Annotated in this window: 13 protein-coding genes; 1 reads left to right on the forward strand and 12 read right to left on the reverse strand. The window is 66.5% G+C overall.

Going from position 1 to position 15,841, the window contains the following annotated elements; all coding sequences use genetic code 11:
• Nucleotides 1-11: 11 nt before the first annotated feature.
• Nucleotides 12-2,114: a cation acetate symporter gene (locus KF892_04580; GenBank protein ID MBX3624268.1), complete on the reverse strand. Its 2,103-nt coding sequence runs from the start codon at nucleotides 2,112-2,114 to the stop codon at nucleotides 12-14.
• Nucleotides 2,115-2,187: 73 nt separating this feature from the next.
• A complete protein-coding gene (ppsA, locus tag KF892_04585) occupies nucleotides 2,188-4,587 on the reverse strand; it encodes a phosphoenolpyruvate synthase (protein MBX3624269.1) in 2,400 nt (799 codons plus the stop codon).
• Nucleotides 4,588-4,793: 206 nt separating this feature from the next.
• Here ppsA and KF892_04590 point away from each other — a divergent pair, with 206 nt between their 5' ends.
• The gene (locus tag KF892_04590; GenBank protein MBX3624270.1) at nucleotides 4,794-5,612 is read left to right on the forward strand and encodes a kinase/pyrophosphorylase; all 819 of its coding nucleotides are present in this window, start codon (nucleotides 4,794-4,796) and stop codon (nucleotides 5,610-5,612) included.
• Here the strand turns inward: KF892_04590 and KF892_04595 are convergent.
• The 10 genes from KF892_04595 to ispC are packed head-to-tail and all read right to left on the reverse strand — an operon-like array spanning nucleotide 5,609 to nucleotide 15,837.
• Nucleotides 5,609-6,502 (reverse strand): RNA methyltransferase, encoded by an 894-nt coding sequence (locus KF892_04595; protein MBX3624271.1) that lies wholly within the window; start codon nucleotides 6,500-6,502, stop codon nucleotides 5,609-5,611. The genes KF892_04590 and KF892_04595 overlap by 4 nt on opposite strands.
• Complete coding sequence (gene rnhB / locus KF892_04600) at nucleotides 6,384-7,010, reverse strand: ribonuclease HII (protein ID MBX3624272.1); 627 nt, start codon at nucleotides 7,008-7,010, stop codon at nucleotides 6,384-6,386. The genes KF892_04595 and rnhB overlap by 119 nt, the downstream gene beginning before the upstream one ends.
• Nucleotides 6,982-8,100 carry a lipid-A-disaccharide synthase gene (lpxB, locus tag KF892_04605; protein MBX3624273.1) on the reverse strand — a complete coding sequence of 373 codons (1,119 nt, stop codon included), beginning with the start codon at nucleotides 8,098-8,100 and terminating at the stop codon, nucleotides 6,982-6,984. Before lpxB ends, rnhB begins: the two co-directional genes overlap by 29 nt.
• A gap of 45 nt (nucleotides 8,101-8,145) precedes the next feature.
• Nucleotides 8,146-8,931 (reverse strand): acyl-ACP--UDP-N-acetylglucosamine O-acyltransferase, encoded by a 786-nt coding sequence (gene lpxA, locus KF892_04610; GenBank protein ID MBX3624274.1) that lies wholly within the window; start codon nucleotides 8,929-8,931, stop codon nucleotides 8,146-8,148.
• Between the two features lie 17 nt (nucleotides 8,932-8,948).
• A complete protein-coding gene (gene fabZ / locus KF892_04615) occupies nucleotides 8,949-9,389 on the reverse strand; it encodes a 3-hydroxyacyl-ACP dehydratase FabZ (GenBank protein MBX3624275.1) in 441 nt (146 codons plus the stop codon).
• 5 nt (nucleotides 9,390-9,394) lie between these two features.
• Nucleotides 9,395-10,426 (reverse strand): UDP-3-O-(3-hydroxymyristoyl)glucosamine N-acyltransferase, encoded by a 1,032-nt coding sequence (lpxD, locus tag KF892_04620; GenBank protein MBX3624276.1) that lies wholly within the window; start codon nucleotides 10,424-10,426, stop codon nucleotides 9,395-9,397.
• Nucleotides 10,427-10,429: 3 nt separating this feature from the next.
• Nucleotides 10,430-10,945 carry an OmpH family outer membrane protein gene (locus KF892_04625; GenBank protein MBX3624277.1) on the reverse strand — a complete coding sequence of 172 codons (516 nt, stop codon included), beginning with the start codon at nucleotides 10,943-10,945 and terminating at the stop codon, nucleotides 10,430-10,432.
• Nucleotides 10,945-13,254, reverse strand: a complete 2,310-nt coding sequence (gene bamA / locus KF892_04630) for an outer membrane protein assembly factor BamA (protein MBX3624278.1) — start codon at nucleotides 13,252-13,254, stop codon at nucleotides 10,945-10,947. Before bamA ends, KF892_04625 begins: the two co-directional genes overlap by 1 nt.
• A 7-nt stretch (nucleotides 13,255-13,261) precedes the next feature.
• On the reverse strand, nucleotides 13,262-14,635 hold the full coding sequence (gene rseP / locus KF892_04635; GenBank protein MBX3624279.1) for an RIP metalloprotease RseP: 1,374 nt from the start codon (nucleotides 14,633-14,635) through the stop codon (nucleotides 13,262-13,264).
• The gene (ispC, locus tag KF892_04640) at nucleotides 14,632-15,837 is read right to left on the reverse strand and encodes a 1-deoxy-D-xylulose-5-phosphate reductoisomerase (GenBank protein MBX3624280.1); all 1,206 of its coding nucleotides are present in this window, start codon (nucleotides 15,835-15,837) and stop codon (nucleotides 14,632-14,634) included. The genes rseP and ispC overlap by 4 nt, the downstream gene beginning before the upstream one ends.
• Nucleotides 15,838-15,841 lie beyond the last annotated feature (4 nt).

Genomic DNA, 15,841 nt, shown 5'->3' on the forward strand with positions numbered 1-15,841 from the left:
CCGGTGAGCCTCTACTGCGGCAGACGCGGGGTGCGGATGCGCTCGAGGAAGGCTTCGCTGGCGGCAGAGCGCCGGGGCGTCAGCAGGCTCACGACGACAGTGACGACGAAGCTGGCAGCCACGCCGAACACACCCGCCGAGATCGGCTGGATGCCCAGCCAGAGGTCCACCGGCACCACGACGTGAAAGATGTCACGCATCCAGGCCTCGTTGCGGACCATGTAGTACAGCGTGACCGACAGACCGGCCACCATGCCCGCCACGGCACCGGCCGCGTTGGCCCGTTTCCAGAACACGCCCAGCACCAAGGCCGAGAAGAGCGCCGAGCCTGCGATCGAGAAGGCAGCGGACACGAGAAACACGATGTCGGCCGGCTTCTGCGCCGCGACCGCTGCTGCGCTCAAGGCGACGACCAGCAGCAGCATCTTCGAGGTGGTGACCCGTCGGCTGTTGGACGCGCTCGCGTCGACGACCCTGAAATACACGTCGTGCGAGAGCGCATTCGAGATTGTGAGCAGTAGGCCATCGGCCGTGGAGAGCGCTGCGGCCAATGCGCCGGCCGCCACCATGCCCGACACCACGAAGGGCAGCCCGGCGATCTCGGGCGTGGCGAGCACGACCATGTCGCTGCCGATGCGGATCTCGCCCAGCTGCAGTACGCCGTCGCGATTGATGTCGCTCACGCTCAGGAGTCCGGCGTCGACCTTGGCCCAGTTGGCGATCCAACCCGGCAGCTGGTCGAACGGCGTGCCCACCAGCACGTTGAACACCTCGAACTTGACCATCACCGCCAGCGCGGGCGCCGACAAGTACAGCAGCAGGATGAAGAAGAGCGACCAGGTCACCGATTGGCGGGCCTGCCGCACCGACGGCGTGGTGTAGCTGCGCATCAGCAAGTGCGGCAGGGCCGCGGTGCCGATGGTCAGGCAGAACACCAGTGCGAGGAAGTTGCGACGTGAGTCGTCGAAGTCTCGCTGCTGCGCGGCCGTGCCCTTGGGGTCACCGGCGTAAGCGGTGCCATGCGCCGGCAGGCCCCCGAGAGGCTGCGCCCTCGCCTCTGCCGCCGCCTTCGCCTGCGACCACACCCGGCGAGCCGTCTCGGCATCTCGGGGCAAGGCCAGCAGGGCCTTCTCGGCCGACTGGATGCGCGCAAGCGGCGCGTCTTCCGCGCGCAGCTGCTGCACGCGCTGGCGCGCGGACTCCTGGTCGCGCGCCAGTGCTGCCGGGATGTCCTTCAGCTTGGCCGCGTATTCCTCGGCTCGCGCCTTGTAGAGCGCGATCACCTCCAGCTCGCGTGGGTCGGCCCGCAAGGCGTTCTCGCGCTCGGTCACTTTCTGCAGCTGTTGCCCGTAGGCAAGCTGGGGCAGCGGCACGCCGGTCTGCTTGACCGAAAGCCAGAACACCGGCACCAGGAACGCCACCACCAGCACGATGTACTGAGCGACTTGCGTCCACGTGACAGCACGCATTCCGCCGAGGAACGAGCACACGAGGATGCCGCCCAGCCCGAGGAACACGCCGATCTCGAAGCCCACCCCGACGAGATGGCTCGCGATCAGCCCGATCGCATAGATCTGCGCCACGACATAGGTGAACGAGCACAGGATCGCCGCCAGCACGCCCATCAGGCGCGGACCGTGGCTCCCATAGCGCGCACCCAGGAAGTCTGGGATCGTGTACTGGCCGAAGCTGCGCAGATACGGCGCGAGCAGCAGCGCGACGAGGCAATAGCCGCCCGTCCATCCCATGATGAACGCCAGGCCCGCGTAGCCCTGCAGGTACATGGTGCCGGCCAGGCTGATGAACGACGCGGCCGACATCCAGTCGGCCGCCGTCGCCATGCCGTTGTAGGCCGCGGGCACACGCCGGCCCGCCACGTAGTACTCGTCGGCATCCGAGGTACGGCACAACACGCCGATCCCCGCGTAAAGCAACACGGTGGAGAGCAGGAAGATCGCGCCGATCCAGCGGCGCGACATGCCCATCGCTTCGAGCCCGGCCAGCGCAGCGATGAAGAGCAGCAGCCCCAGCACGTAGGCGCCATAGACCCGGTTCAGCCGGCGGGTGAAGGCCCGCGGGCTCAGGTCATCGGATGCAGCGGTGGGGCCGGCCATGGCGGGCCATTCTCACGGGGCGCAGCGGCCCCGTGCCATCCTCATCTACCCTCGCCGAGGCGTGTGTGGGCGATCAGCGGCGCGTGGCCAGCCGCCGCCACGTCTCCACCACCGTATCGGGGTTGAGCGAGATCGAGACGATGCCCTCGGCGGCAAGCCAGTCGGCGAAGTCGGCGTGGTCGCTGGGCCCCTGTCCGCAGATGCCCACGTACTTGCCCACCGCGCGGCACGCCGTGATGGCCCGCGAGATCAGCGCCTTGACCGCCGGGTCGCGCTCGTCGAAGTCGGCCGCGAGGATCTCCATGCCCGAGTCACGGTCCAGGCCGAGGGTGAGCTGGGTCAGGTCGTTGGAGCCGATCGACATGCCGTCGAAGAACTCCAGGAACTGGTCGGCCAGCACCGCGTTGCTGGGGATCTCGCACATCATGATGATGCGCAAGCCCTCGTGCCCGCGCTTCAAGCCCTTCTCGGCCAGCATCTCGGTCACGCGCTTGGCCTGGCCGAGCGTTCTGACGAAGGGCACCATGATCTCGACGTTGGTCAGGCCCATGTCGTTGCGCACGCGCTTCAAGGCCTCGCACTCCATCGAGAAGGCGTCGCCGAACCCGTCGCTCACGTAGCGCGAGGCGCCGCGGAAGCCGAGCATGGGGTTCTCTTCCTCGGGCTCGTAGCGGCTGCCGCCGATGAGCTTGCGGTACTCGTTGGACTTGAAATCGGAGAGGCGCACGATCACCGGCTTGGGCCAGAAGGCGGCGGCGATGGTGGCCACGCCTTCGGTGAGCTTGTCGACGTAGAAGGCACGCGGCGAAGCATGGCCTCTGGCCACCGACTCGACGGCCTTCTTGAGGTCGATGTCGATGTTGGGGTAGTCGAGGATGGCCTTGGGGTGCACGCCGATGTTGTTGTTGATGATGAACTCGAGGCGGGCGAGGCCCACGCCGGAGTTGGGCATCTGGGCGAAGTCGAAGGCGAGCTGGGGGTTGCCCACGTTCATCATGATCTTGATGGGGCAGTACGGCAGCTCGCCACGGTCGACTTCGGTGATCTCGGTCTCGAGCAGGCCGTCGTAGATGTAGCCGGTGTCGCCTTCGGAGCAGGCCACCGTGACGAGGGCACCGTCTTTGAGGGTGTCGGTGGCGTCGCCGCAGCCGACGACGGCGGGGATGCCGAGTTCGCGGGCGATGATGGCGGCGTGGCAGGTGCGGCCACCGCGGTTGGTGACGATGGCACTCGCCCGCTTCATGACGGGCTCCCAGTTGGGGTCGGTCATGTCGGTGACGAGCACATCACCAGCCTGCACGCTGTCCATCTCGGCCAGGCTGTGCACGATGCGCACGGGGCCGGTGCCGATCTTCTGGCCGATGGCGCGGCCTTCGGCGAGCACGGTACCGGTGCCTTTCAGCTTGTAGCGCTGTTCGGCCTTGCCTTCTTGCTGGCTCTTCACCGTCTCGGGGCGGGCCTGCAGGATGTAGAGCTGGCCGTCGCTGCCGTCCTTGCCCCACTCGATGTCCATCGGGCGGCCGTAGTGCTGCTCGATGATGAGGGCGTATTGGGCGAGTTCGGTGACGTCGGCATCGGTGAGCGAGTAGCGATTGCGCTGCTCGGTGGCGGTGTCCACCGTCTTGACGAGCTTGCCGGAGGCTTTCTTTTCCTCGGGGGTGGCGAACTCCATCTTGATGAGCTTGGAGCCGAGGTTGCGCCGGATGATGGCTTGCTTGCCGTTCTTGAGCGCGGGCTTGTGGACGTAGAACTCGTCGGGGTTGACGGCGCCTTGCACCACGGTTTCGCCCAGGCCGTAGCTGGAGGTGATGAAGACGACGTCCTTGAAGCCGCTTTCGGTGTCGATGGTGAACATGACACCGGCCGCGCCGAGGTCGGAGCGCACCATGCGCTGCACGCCTGCCGACAAGGCGACGTCGGTGTGGGCGAAGCCCTTGTGCACGCGGTAGCTGATGGCGCGGTCGTTGTAGAGGCTGGCGAAGACCTCTTTCATCTTGTGCAGCACGTCGTCGATGCCGACGACGTTGAGGAAGGTCTCTTGCTGGCCGGCGAAGCTGGCGTCGGGCAGGTCTTCGGCGGTGGCCGACGAACGCACGGCGAAGGAGGCGCCTTCGTTGCCGGCGGTGAGCTTGGCGAACTCGGCGGTGATGGCCTCTTGCAGGTCGGCAGGAAACGGGGTGTCTTCGACCCAGCGGCGGATCTCGGCACCGGCTTCGGCGAGCGCGCGCACGTCTTCGGTGTTGAGGGTGGCTAGGCGCTGGTTGATGCGCTCGGCCAGGCCGTTGTGGGCGAGGAATCGGCGGAAGGCGTGCGCCGTCGTGGCAAAGCCGCCGGGCACCCGCACGCCCGAGGCGGCCAGCTGGCTGATCATCTCGCCGAGCGAGGCGTTCTTGCCGCCGACCGACTCGACGTCGGTCATTCTCAGATGTTCAAACGGTACGACCAGGGCGGTCGCCAGGTTTGGGGTGGACATGGGAAAACTCCGTGATGTTGGTAAACCGGGTGTTCCCAGCGCCGCGAGCCGATCAGGGGCTCAAGCGGCAAAGCGACTCGCTGCGTGTCGAGTTGTGATTGGAGTGCAGGCGGTGGCATGCGTTGGTGCGACTGGGAAGAGTCGAAAAAGATTCTAGGCGCGATTTGCCTATGATCGACCCCCTCACTCCACGGGCCGTCTTTCACATGCCGAATCGCACTGTGTACTTTGTCTCCGATGGCACCGGCATCACCGCCGAAACCTTCGGCAATTCGATCCTCGCGCAGTTTCCCGGCAAGCCACGGCACGTGCGGCGCCCTTTCATCGACACGCTCGACAAAGCCCATCAGGTGGTGCGCGAGATCAACCAGACGGCTGAACTCGAAGGTGTACGACCGGTCGTTTTTCTGACGCTGGTCGACCCCGACATGCTGGGCGTGCTCAAAGCCAGCAAAGGCATGGTGCTGGACATGTTCAACACCTTCATCGAGCCGCTGGAGGCCGAGTTCGGTGTCAAGTCCAACCACCGCATCGGGCGTTTCGCCGATGTGTCGAAGAGCCAGGAGTACACCGACCGCATCGAGGCGATCAACTTCTCGCTCGCCCACGACGACGGGCAATCGGCCAAGAACCTGGAACAGGCCGACGTCATCCTGGTTGGCGTGAGCCGCAGTGGCAAGACGCCGACTTCGCTCTACCTCGCCATGCAGCACGGCATCAAGGCCGCCAACTACCCGCTGATTCCGGAAGACTTCGATCGCAACGAGCTGCCCAAGAGCCTGGCGCCGCACAAGGCGAAATGCTTCGGTCTCACCATTGCGCCCGAACGTCTCGCGGAGATTCGCAACGAGCGCCGGCCCAACAGCCAATACGCCAACCTCGAGAACTGCAAACGCGAGGTCGCGCAGGCCGAGCAGATGATGCGCCGCGAGGGCATCTCGTGGCTGTCGTCCACGCACAAGTCGATCGAAGAGATCGCCACCACCATCCTGCGCGACATCCGGCCCGACCGGCTGATGTACTAAAACCGCTGGCGCGTCGATTCGTACAGGCAGACGGCGGCGGCGGCGGCCACGTTGAGGGACTCCTCGCCGCCCGGCTGAGCAATGCGCAGGGTCAGCGAGCACCGCGCCTCGAGCGCCGCAGACACGCCCTGCCCTTCGTGGCCCATCACCCAGGCGCAGGGCCAGGGCAGGTCGACTTCATGCAGCGCGCGCGGAGCATGCGAGCTGGTGGCGATCAAGGGCACGCGCAGGGCATCGAGTTGAGCGTCACCGGCCAGCTCAACGAGGTTGAGGCCGAAATGCGCGCCCATGCCGGCACGCAGCACCTTGCCTGACCACAGCGCCGCCGTGCCCTTCAGTGCCACGCATTGGGTGAAGCCGAAGGCCGCCGCCGTGCGCAGGATGGTGCCGACGTTGCCGGCGTCCTGCAGCCGGTCGAGCACGACGGTGGGCGCCAGCGGCTGAAGCTCGCCTGCACCGGGCCAGTCGGACACAAAGCCGATCGACGCGGGTGATTCGAGCGAGCTGATGCCCGCCATCAAGGCCACGGGCAGCACGGCGACGGCATTCGCCTGGCTGGCGATGTCCCTGAGCGCGGGTTGCGCCCAGGCGTCTTCCGAGATCACCGCCTGCGCCGGCCGGCCGCCACGTTGCAGCAGCGCCGAGCAGAGGTGATCGCCTTCGATCCAGAGCTGGCCGAGCTTGCGATAGCCGGCCGGGTCGCTCGCGAGCTTGCGCAGGCGCACGAGCAACGGGTTGTCGCGCGAGCTGATCGCCTTGACGTGGGCCACGTCAGGGTGGCCCTTCGAGCGCCTCGCGCACCGGCGCGAACGAGCGCCGGTGGTGCACGCAGGCACCGTGCGCGCGCAAGGCCGCCAGATGCTCCGCCGTGGCGTAGCCCTTGTGCCCATCGAAGCCGTATTGCGGGTGCGCCTCGTGCAGCGAGAGGCACAACCGATCGCGGTGCACCTTGGCCAGGATGGACGCCGCCGAGATCGACTTCACCTTGGCATCGCCCTTGACGATGGCCTCGGCCGCGATCTTGAGCACCGGCAGGCGGTTGCCGTCGACCAGCACCTTGCCGGGTTTCAGGCGCAGGCCTTCGACGGCGCGCCGCATCGCGAGCATGGTCGCGTGAAGGATGTTGAGCGTGTCGATCTCCTCGACCGAGGCCTCGGCGATCGAGCAGCACAGCGCCTTGGCACGGATCTCGTCGTAGAGGCGTTCACGCGCGAGCGCCGTGAGCTGCTTCGAATCCTTGAGGCCGCGGATGGGTTTCAGCTCATCCAGGATCACAGCTGCTGCGACCACCGGCCCGGCCAAGGGGCCGCGCCCGGCTTCGTCGACACCCGCCACGAGCCCGATGACATCGAAGCTCAGGCCGAGCTGTTCAGGCACGGAGGACTTTTTCGATGGCATCGGTGGCGGCTTGAGCGGTGTTGCAGCGCAGTTGCTGGTGCAGGCCTTCGAAGCGCTGGACGAGCGATGCGCTGGCTTCGGGGTCGTCCAGCCACTTGAAAGCGGCGCGGGCCAGATTGTCGGGGGTCGCCTCAGCTTGCAGCAACTCCGGCACGGCAAAGTCCCGCAACAGGATGTTCGGCAGGCCCACCCAGGGCTGGTAGGCCATTCGCTTCATGAGCTGGTAGGTCAGCCAGTGCATCACGTAGGTGATGACCATCGGCCGCTTGAAGAGCGCGGCTTCGAGCGTGGCGGTGCCGCTGGCGATCAGCGTGACGTCGCAGGCCGCGAGTGCCTGGTGCGACATGCCGTCCACCACCTGCACGCCGGTTGAGGGGGCGTACTGCGCGACCAGCGGGTCGATCATCGAGCGCAGGCTCGGCACCGCGGGCAGCACGAAGCGCAGGCCGGGGCGCTCGCGCTTCATGAGCTGCGCGGCGGCGAGCACGCGCGGCGCGTTGTACTGGACCTCGGAGCGCCGGCTGCCGGGCAGCAAGGCGACCACCTGGGCGTCGTCCTCCAGCCCGAGCGCCGCCCGCGAGGCAGCACGGGGCACGTCCATCGGGATCGCATCGGCCAGGGGGTGGCCGACGTAGCTGGCGGCGATGCCATGCCTGGCATAGATCTCGGGCTCGAACGGGAAGATGCACAGCACGTGGTCAGCCGCGGCACGGATCTTCTCGATGCGCTTGCCGCGCCAGGCCCAGATCGACGGGCTGATGAAGTGCACGGTCTTGATGCCGGCTGACTTGAGACGGGTTTCCAGGCCGAGGTTGAAGTCGGGCGCGTCGACGCCGATGAAGGCATCGGGCCGCTCTTTCAGCAAACGGTCACCCAGCGCGTTGCGGATGCCCAGCAGCTCACGGTAGTGCCGCAGCACCTCGACGTAGCCGCGCACCGCCAGCTTCTCATGCGGCCACCAGGCGTCGAAACCATCCTCGGCCATGCGAGGACCGCCGATGCCGAAGCTGGTGAGCTCGGGCCAGCGCGCCTTCAGGCCGCCGAGCAGCAGGCCTGCCAGCAGATCGCCAGACGTTTCGCCGGCCACCATGCCCAGGCGAGGGCCTGTCGTCTTGTCCATTGGGTGCCCCGCGGCTCAGCGCACGAGGCCGCGGGTGGAGGCGGCGAGGAAATCCAGCATCGTCTGGATGTCTTCGTCACCGCCCTGCCCGCGCAGGCCCTCGACATCGGCCTTGGCCTGCTCAAGCGTAGCCCCGCTGCGGAAGATGAGCTTGTGCATCTGCCGGATCACCCGTTGCCGTTCGTCGCTGAAGCCTCGGCGCTTGAGGCCGGTGAGATTGACCGCGCGCACTGCCAGCGGGTTGCCATCGACGGTCATGAAGGGTGCGACGTCCTGCGCCACATGGCCCTGGAAGCCGACCATCGCATGTGCGCCGACGTGCACGAACTGGTGCACGCCCGACAAGCCACCAATCACCGCCCAGTCGCCCACGTGCACATGGCCCGCAAGCGTCACGTTGTTGGCCATCACCGTGTGGCTGCCCACGCACGAGTCGTGCGCGATGTGTACGTAGGCCATGATCCAGTTGTCGCTGCCGATGCGGGTGACGCCCTGCTCCTTGAAGGTGCCGGTGTTGAAGGTGCAGAACTCGCGGATGGTGTTGCGGTCGCCGATCACGAGCTCGGTGACTTCTCCGCCATGCGACATGTCCTGCGGCATCGCGCCGATGGAGCTGAACTGGTAGAACTTGTTGTCGCGGCCGATGGTCGTGCGGCCTTCGATCACGCAGTGCGGGCCAACGGTGGTGCCTTCGCCAATGCGCACCTCGGGGCCGATCACCGCATAAGGGCCCACCGTCACCGAGCCGGCCAGCTGTGCCTTCGGGTCGATGATCGCGGTCGGGTGGATGTTGTTGCTCATCGCAAGCCCCTTCCGGATCACGCGATACGGCGCATCGTGCAGGTCAGCTGGGCTTCCACGGCCAGTTCTCCGGCCACCAGGCCCCGCGCGGCAAAGCGGCACACGCCGGCCTTCATGCGATCGAGGTCGACTTCGAGCATCAGTTGGTCACCCGGCTCCACCGGGCGCTTGAAGCGAGCGCCGTCGATACCGGCGAAATAAAAAACGGTCTGGTCGTCGAGCTGGATGCCCATCGTCTCGATGGCGAGGATGGCTGCCGCCTGCGCCAACGCTTCGAGCATCAGCACGCCCGGCATCACCGGGCGATGCGGGAAGTGGCCGTTGAAATACGGCTCGTTGATGCTGACATTCTTGATCGCCTGGATGCGCTTGTTCTTCTCGAGCGTCAGCACCCGGTCCACCAGCAGGATGGGGTAGCGGTGCGGCAGCGTCTTCAGGATTTGGTGGATGTCGATCATGGTCGTCATGGAGTCTTCTTTTCAAGGGCGCGCAGGCGCTCCCTCAATGCATGCAGATTGCGCAGCGTGGCCGCGTTCTTTTCCCAGGTCGCATTGTCGTCCATGGGAAAGAGGCCGCTGTACGTTCCCGGCTTGAGGATCGAGCGTGTCACCGCGGTGCACGATGAGATCACCGTGCCATCGCAGATCTTGAGGTGGCCGGTGATCATGGCCGCGCCACCGATGATGCAGCGGCTGCCGATGATGGAGCTGCCGGCGATGCCCGTGCAGCCGGCGATGGCGGTGTGTGCGCCGATGCGGCAGTTGTGTCCGATCTGAACCAGGTTGTCGATCTTCACGCCGTCTTCGATGACGGTGTCGTCGAGGGCCCCGCGGTCGATGCAGGTGTTGGCGCCGATCTCGACGTCGTTGCCGATGCGAACGTTGCCCAGCTGCTCGATCTTCACGGCACCGCTCGGGCTGGCCGCAAAGCCGAAACCGTCTGCGCCCAGCACCACGCCGCTGTGCACGATGCCACGTGCGCCGATCTGGGTGCCGAACATGAGGCTGACTCGTGGCGCGAGGCGGGTGCCCCAGCCGACGCGAGCATCGCGCCCGATGAAACAGTGGGCGCCAATCACGGCGTCTTCCTCGATCACGGCACCGGCTTCGATGACGACGAACGGGCCGATGCTCGCCGACCTGGCCACCTGCGCCGAGGGGTCGATGGCAGCGCTCGGGTGGATACCGGGAAGGTCACGCGGCCGGCTGCGCGCGGCCCACCATTGCGTGAGGTGCGCAAACGAGAGATAGGCATCGGCCGTCACGATCGTCGCGCCGCGCGCGATGGCAGCATCGCGGGCACCCGGGCCGACGATCACGCAGCCCGCCTCAGAGCCAGCCAGCTGGCTCTGGTACTTGATGTTGGAGAGAAAGGAGATGGTGGACGGCGTGGCGCCTTCCAGGGGCCCGATGCGCGTGATGCGGTGGGCCGGGTCGCCGATCAGCTCGCCACCCAGGTGCGCGGCGATCTCACCCAGTGTGGCCGCCTCAGCCACCGATCACTTTCCGCCTTGTGCGTTGAGCACCTTGATCACGCGGTCGGTGATGTCGACACGCGCGCTGGCGTGGAACGCTTCCTGGACCACGAGGTCGTAGCGCTCCTGCTCGGCGATCTGGCGCACGACCGTCAGCACGCGCTCCCGCAGGGCAATCATCTCGTCGTTGCGGCGCTGGGCCAGGTCTTCTCGGTAGGTGCGCTGCTTGCGCTGCAGTTCGCGGTCCTGGTCGATCAGCTCGCGCTGGCGGCGGTCACGCTCGGCGTCGGGCAAGGTCGGGCTTTCGCGATCCAGCTTGGTGGCGGCGGCCTTGAGCTTGCTGTTGAGTTCGGTGAGTTCCTTCTCGCGCCGATTGAAGTCGGCTTCCAGCTTCACCCACCCCGCCTGGTTGGGGAGCGCATCGCGCATCACCTTGTCGCTGTTGACGTAGGCAATCTTCAGGTCCTGGGCGTGCGCGAGCGAGGCGGCAACGACCAGGCAGACGGCAGAGAACACCGACTTGATGGATGAGCGGCTCATTAGAACGCGGTCCCGATCTGGAATTGGAGACGCTGGATTCTATCCGTGCGCTCGTAACGGATCGGCTTGCCCCAACTGAGCTTGAGCGGGCCGACCGGCGAGACCCAGCTGAGGCCGAGACCCGCCGAGACGCGCAGCGGGTCGAAGGGCCAGTCCTTGTCCCAGACGCTGCCGGCGTCGACATACGCGAAGAAGCGCAGGGTGCGGTCGTTGCCCGCCCCGGGCACCGGCAGATAGAGCTCGCTGTTGAGGTTCAGGCGCCTCGTCCCGCCCACGAAGGCTCCGGTCACGTCCACGGGGCCAAGCGTCCCCTGATCGAATGCGCGCACCGTACCAAGGCCGCCACCGTAGAAGCGCTTGAACACCGGGTAGGGCTTGCCTTGCAAGCCCTCGCCCCACCCCAGCTCGGCATTGACGGCAAAGGTGTACTTCTTCGTCAGCGGCCAGTAGTGCTGGTATTGCAGGTTGCTGCGCAGGTAGCGGGTGTCGGCTGCGGCACCCCACTCGACGTTGATGCGCTTGTAGCTGCCTTCGTTGGGCACCAGGGCGCTGTCGCGGCCGTCGCGCGTCCAACCGATGGTGATCGGCACCGAGGTGCTCTTCTCGCCGTACTGCTGGTTCTGCAGCCAGTAGGTACTGGGCAGGAGATCGCCCTTGATCTTGGTCTGCTCGATGCCGGCGCCAAAGAAGACCGTGTCGTATTCGCTGAACGGCACCCCGAACTTGATCGACGCGCCCGGCGTGATGAACTCGTACTCCTCACCCTGGCTGTTGATCGGCTTCTGGGTGCGGTAGAAAACGTCGACTGCACGCGAGATGCCGTCGATGGTGAAGTACGGGTCGACCGCGCTCACCACCAGCGTGCGGGCGGACTTGCTGGTGTTGATGTCGATGCCGAGGTAGTTGCCGGTGCCGAAGACGTTGTCCTGCTTGATCGACGCCGACAACGCGAGCTTGTCGGCGCTGGAGAAGCCGGCCCCCAGCGACAGGTTGCCCGTCGGCTTCTCGACCACCGTCAGGGTGAGGTCCACCTGGTCGGGCGAGCCGGGCACCTCGTTGGTCTCGATGTTCACTTCCTTGAAGTAGCCCAGCCGGTCGACCCGGTCGCGCGACAACTTGATGCGGTTGCCGTCGTACCAGGAGGACTCGAACTGCCGGAACTCGCGGCGGATCACCTCGTCGCGGGTGCGGCTGTTGCCGGCGACGTTGATGCGGCGCACGTAGACGCGTCGCTGCGGATCGGCCACCAGCACGAGCACCACCTGCCCGGTGGCGCGGTCGATCTCGGGGCGTGCGTCGACGCGCGCGAATGCGTAGCCATAGGTGCCGAAGCGGTCGGTGAAGGCCTTCGAGGTCTCGGCGACCGATTCGGCGCGATACGGCTCGCCCGGCTCGATCTTGACGAGCGACTTGAACTCGTCTTCCTTGCCAAGGTAGTCGCCCTCCAGCTTCACGCCGGTCACGGTGTACGGCTGGCCTTCGCGGATGTTGACGGTGATGGTGATGTCTTGCTTGTCACCCGAGATGCTCACTTCGGTCGACTCGATCGCGAACTCGAGGTAGCCGCGGTTGAGGTAGTACGAGCGCAGCGTCTCCAGGTCGGCCGTGAGCTTCGAGCGCGAGTAGCGGTCGCCCTTGGTGTACCAGTTGAGCCAGCTGCCGTCGTTGAGGTCGAACAGCCCGGTGAGCGTGCTTTCCGAGAACGCCTTGCTGCCGAGGATGCGGATGTCGCGGATGCGCGAAGGGCCGCCTTCGGTGATGGTGAACGTCACGTTGACGCGGTTGCGCTCCTGCGGCGTGACGGTCGTCACCACCTCGGCGGCATAGAGGCTCTTCGTCAGGTACTGGCGCTTCAACTCCTGCTCGGCGCGGTCGGCCAGGGCCTTGTCGAAGGGCAGGCCTTCGCCGATGCCGAAGTCTTTCAGCGACTTGATGAGCACGTCCTTGTCGAATTCCTTCAGGCCCACGAAGTCGATGTTGGCGATGACGGCGCGCTCGTCGACGATCACGACGACCACGTCGCCGTCGACCTCGACGCGCACGTCCTTGAAGAGACCAGTCGCGAACAGTGCGCGCAAGGCGGCAGCGCCCTTTTCATCGGTGTAGGTGTCGCCGATGCGGAACGGCAAGGAGGCAAACACGGTGCCGGCGTCGGAGCGCTGCAGGCCTTCGACGCGGATGTCCTTCAGCACGAACGGAGCCACGGCCCAGGCCGACCCGGACTGCAAAGCCAGCCCCAGGGCAATCGAGAGGATGCTCGGACGGACGGACGACAGGCGGAGGCGTGACGAGACAGGGAGAGTGCGCATGCAGTATTCAGTGCAGGCCCAGGATCCGGGCCACGTCGTTGTAGAGGGCGAGCGACGTCATCACGAGCATCAGCGCCACACCACCGCGCTGCAATCGATCCAACCACGCATCAGAGGGCGGTCGCCCCGTCACGGCTTCGAAAAGATAGTACATGAGGTGCCCACCATCGAGGACCGGCAAGGGCAGCAGGTTGAGCACCCCGAGGCTCACGCTGACCACCGCGAGAAAACCGAGATAGTAAGCGAGGCCCATCTTCACCGATTGGCCGGCGTAGTCGGCAATGGTCAGCGGACCACTCAGGTTCTTGAGCGAGGCCTCGCCGATCAACATGCGGCCGAGCATGCGCAGCGTGAGCGCCGAGACCTCCCAGGTGCGAGACGCGGCCTGCGCGAAGCCGTCCCACAGACCGTAGCGCACGGTCACCATCTCGATCGGCAGCCCGAGGCCCGCCTCGATGCGGCCGACCCGTTTGTCGCCATCGGTCACGATCGCCGGCTTGACCGCCAGCTCGAGCACCTGCCCGTCGCGCTGCACCGACCAGCGCTGCGGGTCCGTCGAGCGGCGATCGGCGCTCGCGCGGATGGTCTGCCAGAGCTGGTCCATGGTGCGCATCGGCGTGCCATCGATGCTCAGCACCACATCGCCCGCCTTGAGCCCGGCCAAAGCGCCTGCACCACCCGGCTTGACCGAGGCGAGCAAGGGCGCGTCACCGCGGTAGGGTGCGCCCAGGCCGATGCTTTGCATCAGCTTGGCGTCGACGTCCTTGGCATTCAGCTTGTCGAGCTCGAGCACGACGGTGCGCTGGGCATGGCCCTCGCCATTGGTCACCAGGAGCTGGATCCTGCGCCCCTCCAGCACGGCATGGGTGACCTGCCAGCGCAGGTCGGTGAGCGAGCGCACGTCTTCCCAGTCGGCACCATCGGTCGACCAGGCGCGCACCCAGTCGCCCGAGCGCATGCCGGCACGCTCGGCCACGCTCTCCGCGACCGGTGCAGAGAGCCGCGCCTTGGGCTCTTCGACGCCGACCCAGTGCTGTGCGGCATACAGCAGCACTGCGAGCAGCAGATTGGCCGCCGGCCCGGCCGCGACGATCGCGGCGCGTTGGCGCAGCGGTTTGCGGTTGAAGGCCATGTGCAGCTCTTGCGGCTCGACGGGGCCCTCACGCTCGTCGAGCATGCGCACATAGCCGCCGAGGGGCAAGGCCGACAGCACGAATTCCGTGCCGCCCGGCCGCGGCTGACGCCGCCACAGTACCTTTCCGAAACCGACCGAGAAGCGCAGCACCTTCACCCCGCACGCACGAGCCACCCGATAGTGGCCGTACTCGTGGATGACGATGAGCACGCCCAGCGTCAGGATGAAGGCGAGAACGGTGGTCATGGCGTGCGCAGGCGGCTCACCTGCTGCTCGGCCGCGCGGCGCGCGCTGGCGTCGAGCGAGAGCAGCCCTTCGATCGAACGGCAGGCATCCAACGAAGGCGTGATCGCATCGAGCGTGTGCGCATTGACGCTGTGAATCTGGTCGAAGCGGATGGTTCCCGCGAGGAACGCTGCCACCGCCACCTCGTTGGCGGCGTTGAGCACCGCGGTGCTGCCCTCTGCACCACGCAAGGTGTCCCACGCCAGTTGCAGGCCGGGGTAGCGTTGCATGTCGGCCGGCTCGAACTGCAGCGATGCCAGCGTCGTGAAATCGAGCGCGCTCGCTCCCGATTCGATGCGCTCGGGGAACGACAGGCCGTAGGCGATCGGCACGCGCATGTCGGGCGTGCCGAGCTGGGCGAGCACCGAGTTGTCGCGACACACCACCATCGAATGGATGATGCTCTGCGGGTGGATCACGACGCGGATCTGTTCCGGTGTGAGGTCGAAGAGCCAACGCGCCTCGATGACCTCGAGTGCCTTGTTCATCATGGTTGCCGAGTCGACCGAAATCTTGCGGCCCATCACCCAGTTGGGGTGGGCGCAGGCCTCATCGGGCGTGACCTTGCCGAGTGTCTTGGGGTCGCGCTGGCGGAAGGGCCCGCCTGACGCGGTGAGCACGATGTGGTCGATGCGCCGGCCCCAGGTACTGCGGTCCTCGGGCAGGCACTGGAAGATCGCGGAATGCTCGCTGTCGATGGGCAGGAGCGTCGCGCCGCCCTCCTTCACCGCCTTCATGAAGAACGCGCCACCCACGACGAGTGCCTCCTTGTTGGCGAGCATCAGGCGCTTGCCGGCCCGCGCCGCGGCGATACAAGGCTCCAGCCCCGCGGCTCCGACGATGGAGGCCATCACCGAATCCACATCAGGGTGCGCCGCCACCAGCGACAGGGCGCCCGAGCCTTCGAGCACCTCCGTGCGCAGGCCCGCGGCCTTCAGGCCTTCACGCAGGACCTTGGCAAGGCCGGGCTGGGTGATCACCGCGTAGCGCGGTTTCCATTCCACGCACTGCGCGAGGAGGTTGTCGACCCGGCTGTGCGCCGTCAGCGCAAAGACGTCGTACCGCTCGCGGTGACGCGACATGACGTCGAGCGTGTTCGCACCCACGCTGCCGGTCGAACCCAGAACACAGACGCGCTGCCGCGCGGAGGAAGTCGATTGCATGAGC

The sequence above is a fragment of the Rhizobacter sp. genome, from assembly GCA_019635355.1.
Lineage (GTDB): Bacteria > Pseudomonadota > Gammaproteobacteria > Burkholderiales > Burkholderiaceae_C > Rhizobacter.

Coding starts and splice junctions, on each gene's coding strand:
- KF892_04580 (MBX3624268.1), bottom strand. CDS start 2,114: ATGGCCGGCCCCACCGCTGCATCCGATGACCTGAGCCCGCGGGCCTTC.
- ppsA (MBX3624269.1), bottom strand. CDS start 4,587: ATGTCCACCCCAAACCTGGCGACCGCCCTGGTCGTACCGTTTGAACAT.
- KF892_04590 (MBX3624270.1), top strand. CDS start 4,794: ATGCCGAATCGCACTGTGTACTTTGTCTCCGATGGCACCGGCATCACC.
- KF892_04595 (MBX3624271.1), bottom strand. CDS start 6,502: ATGGGCACAAGGGCTACGCCACGGCGGAGCATCTGGCGGCCTTGCGCG.
- rnhB (MBX3624272.1), bottom strand. CDS start 7,010: ATGCCATCGAAAAAGTCCTCCGTGCCTGAACAGCTCGGCCTGAGCTTC.
- lpxB (MBX3624273.1), bottom strand. CDS start 8,100: ATGGTGGCCGGCGAAACGTCTGGCGATCTGCTGGCAGGCCTGCTGCTC.
- lpxA (MBX3624274.1), bottom strand. CDS start 8,931: ATGAGCAACAACATCCACCCGACCGCGATCATCGACCCGAAGGCACAG.
- fabZ (MBX3624275.1), bottom strand. CDS start 9,389: ATGATCGACATCCACCAAATCCTGAAGACGCTGCCGCACCGCTACCCC.
- KF892_04625 (MBX3624277.1), bottom strand. CDS start 10,945: ATGAGCCGCTCATCCATCAAGTCGGTGTTCTCTGCCGTCTGCCTGGTC.
- bamA (MBX3624278.1), bottom strand. CDS start 13,254: ATGCGCACTCTCCCTGTCTCGTCACGCCTCCGCCTGTCGTCCGTCCGT.
- rseP (MBX3624279.1), bottom strand. CDS start 14,635: ATGACCACCGTTCTCGCCTTCATCCTGACGCTGGGCGTGCTCATCGTC.
- ispC (MBX3624280.1), bottom strand. CDS start 15,837: ATGCAATCGACTTCCTCCGCGCGGCAGCGCGTCTGTGTTCTGGGTTCG.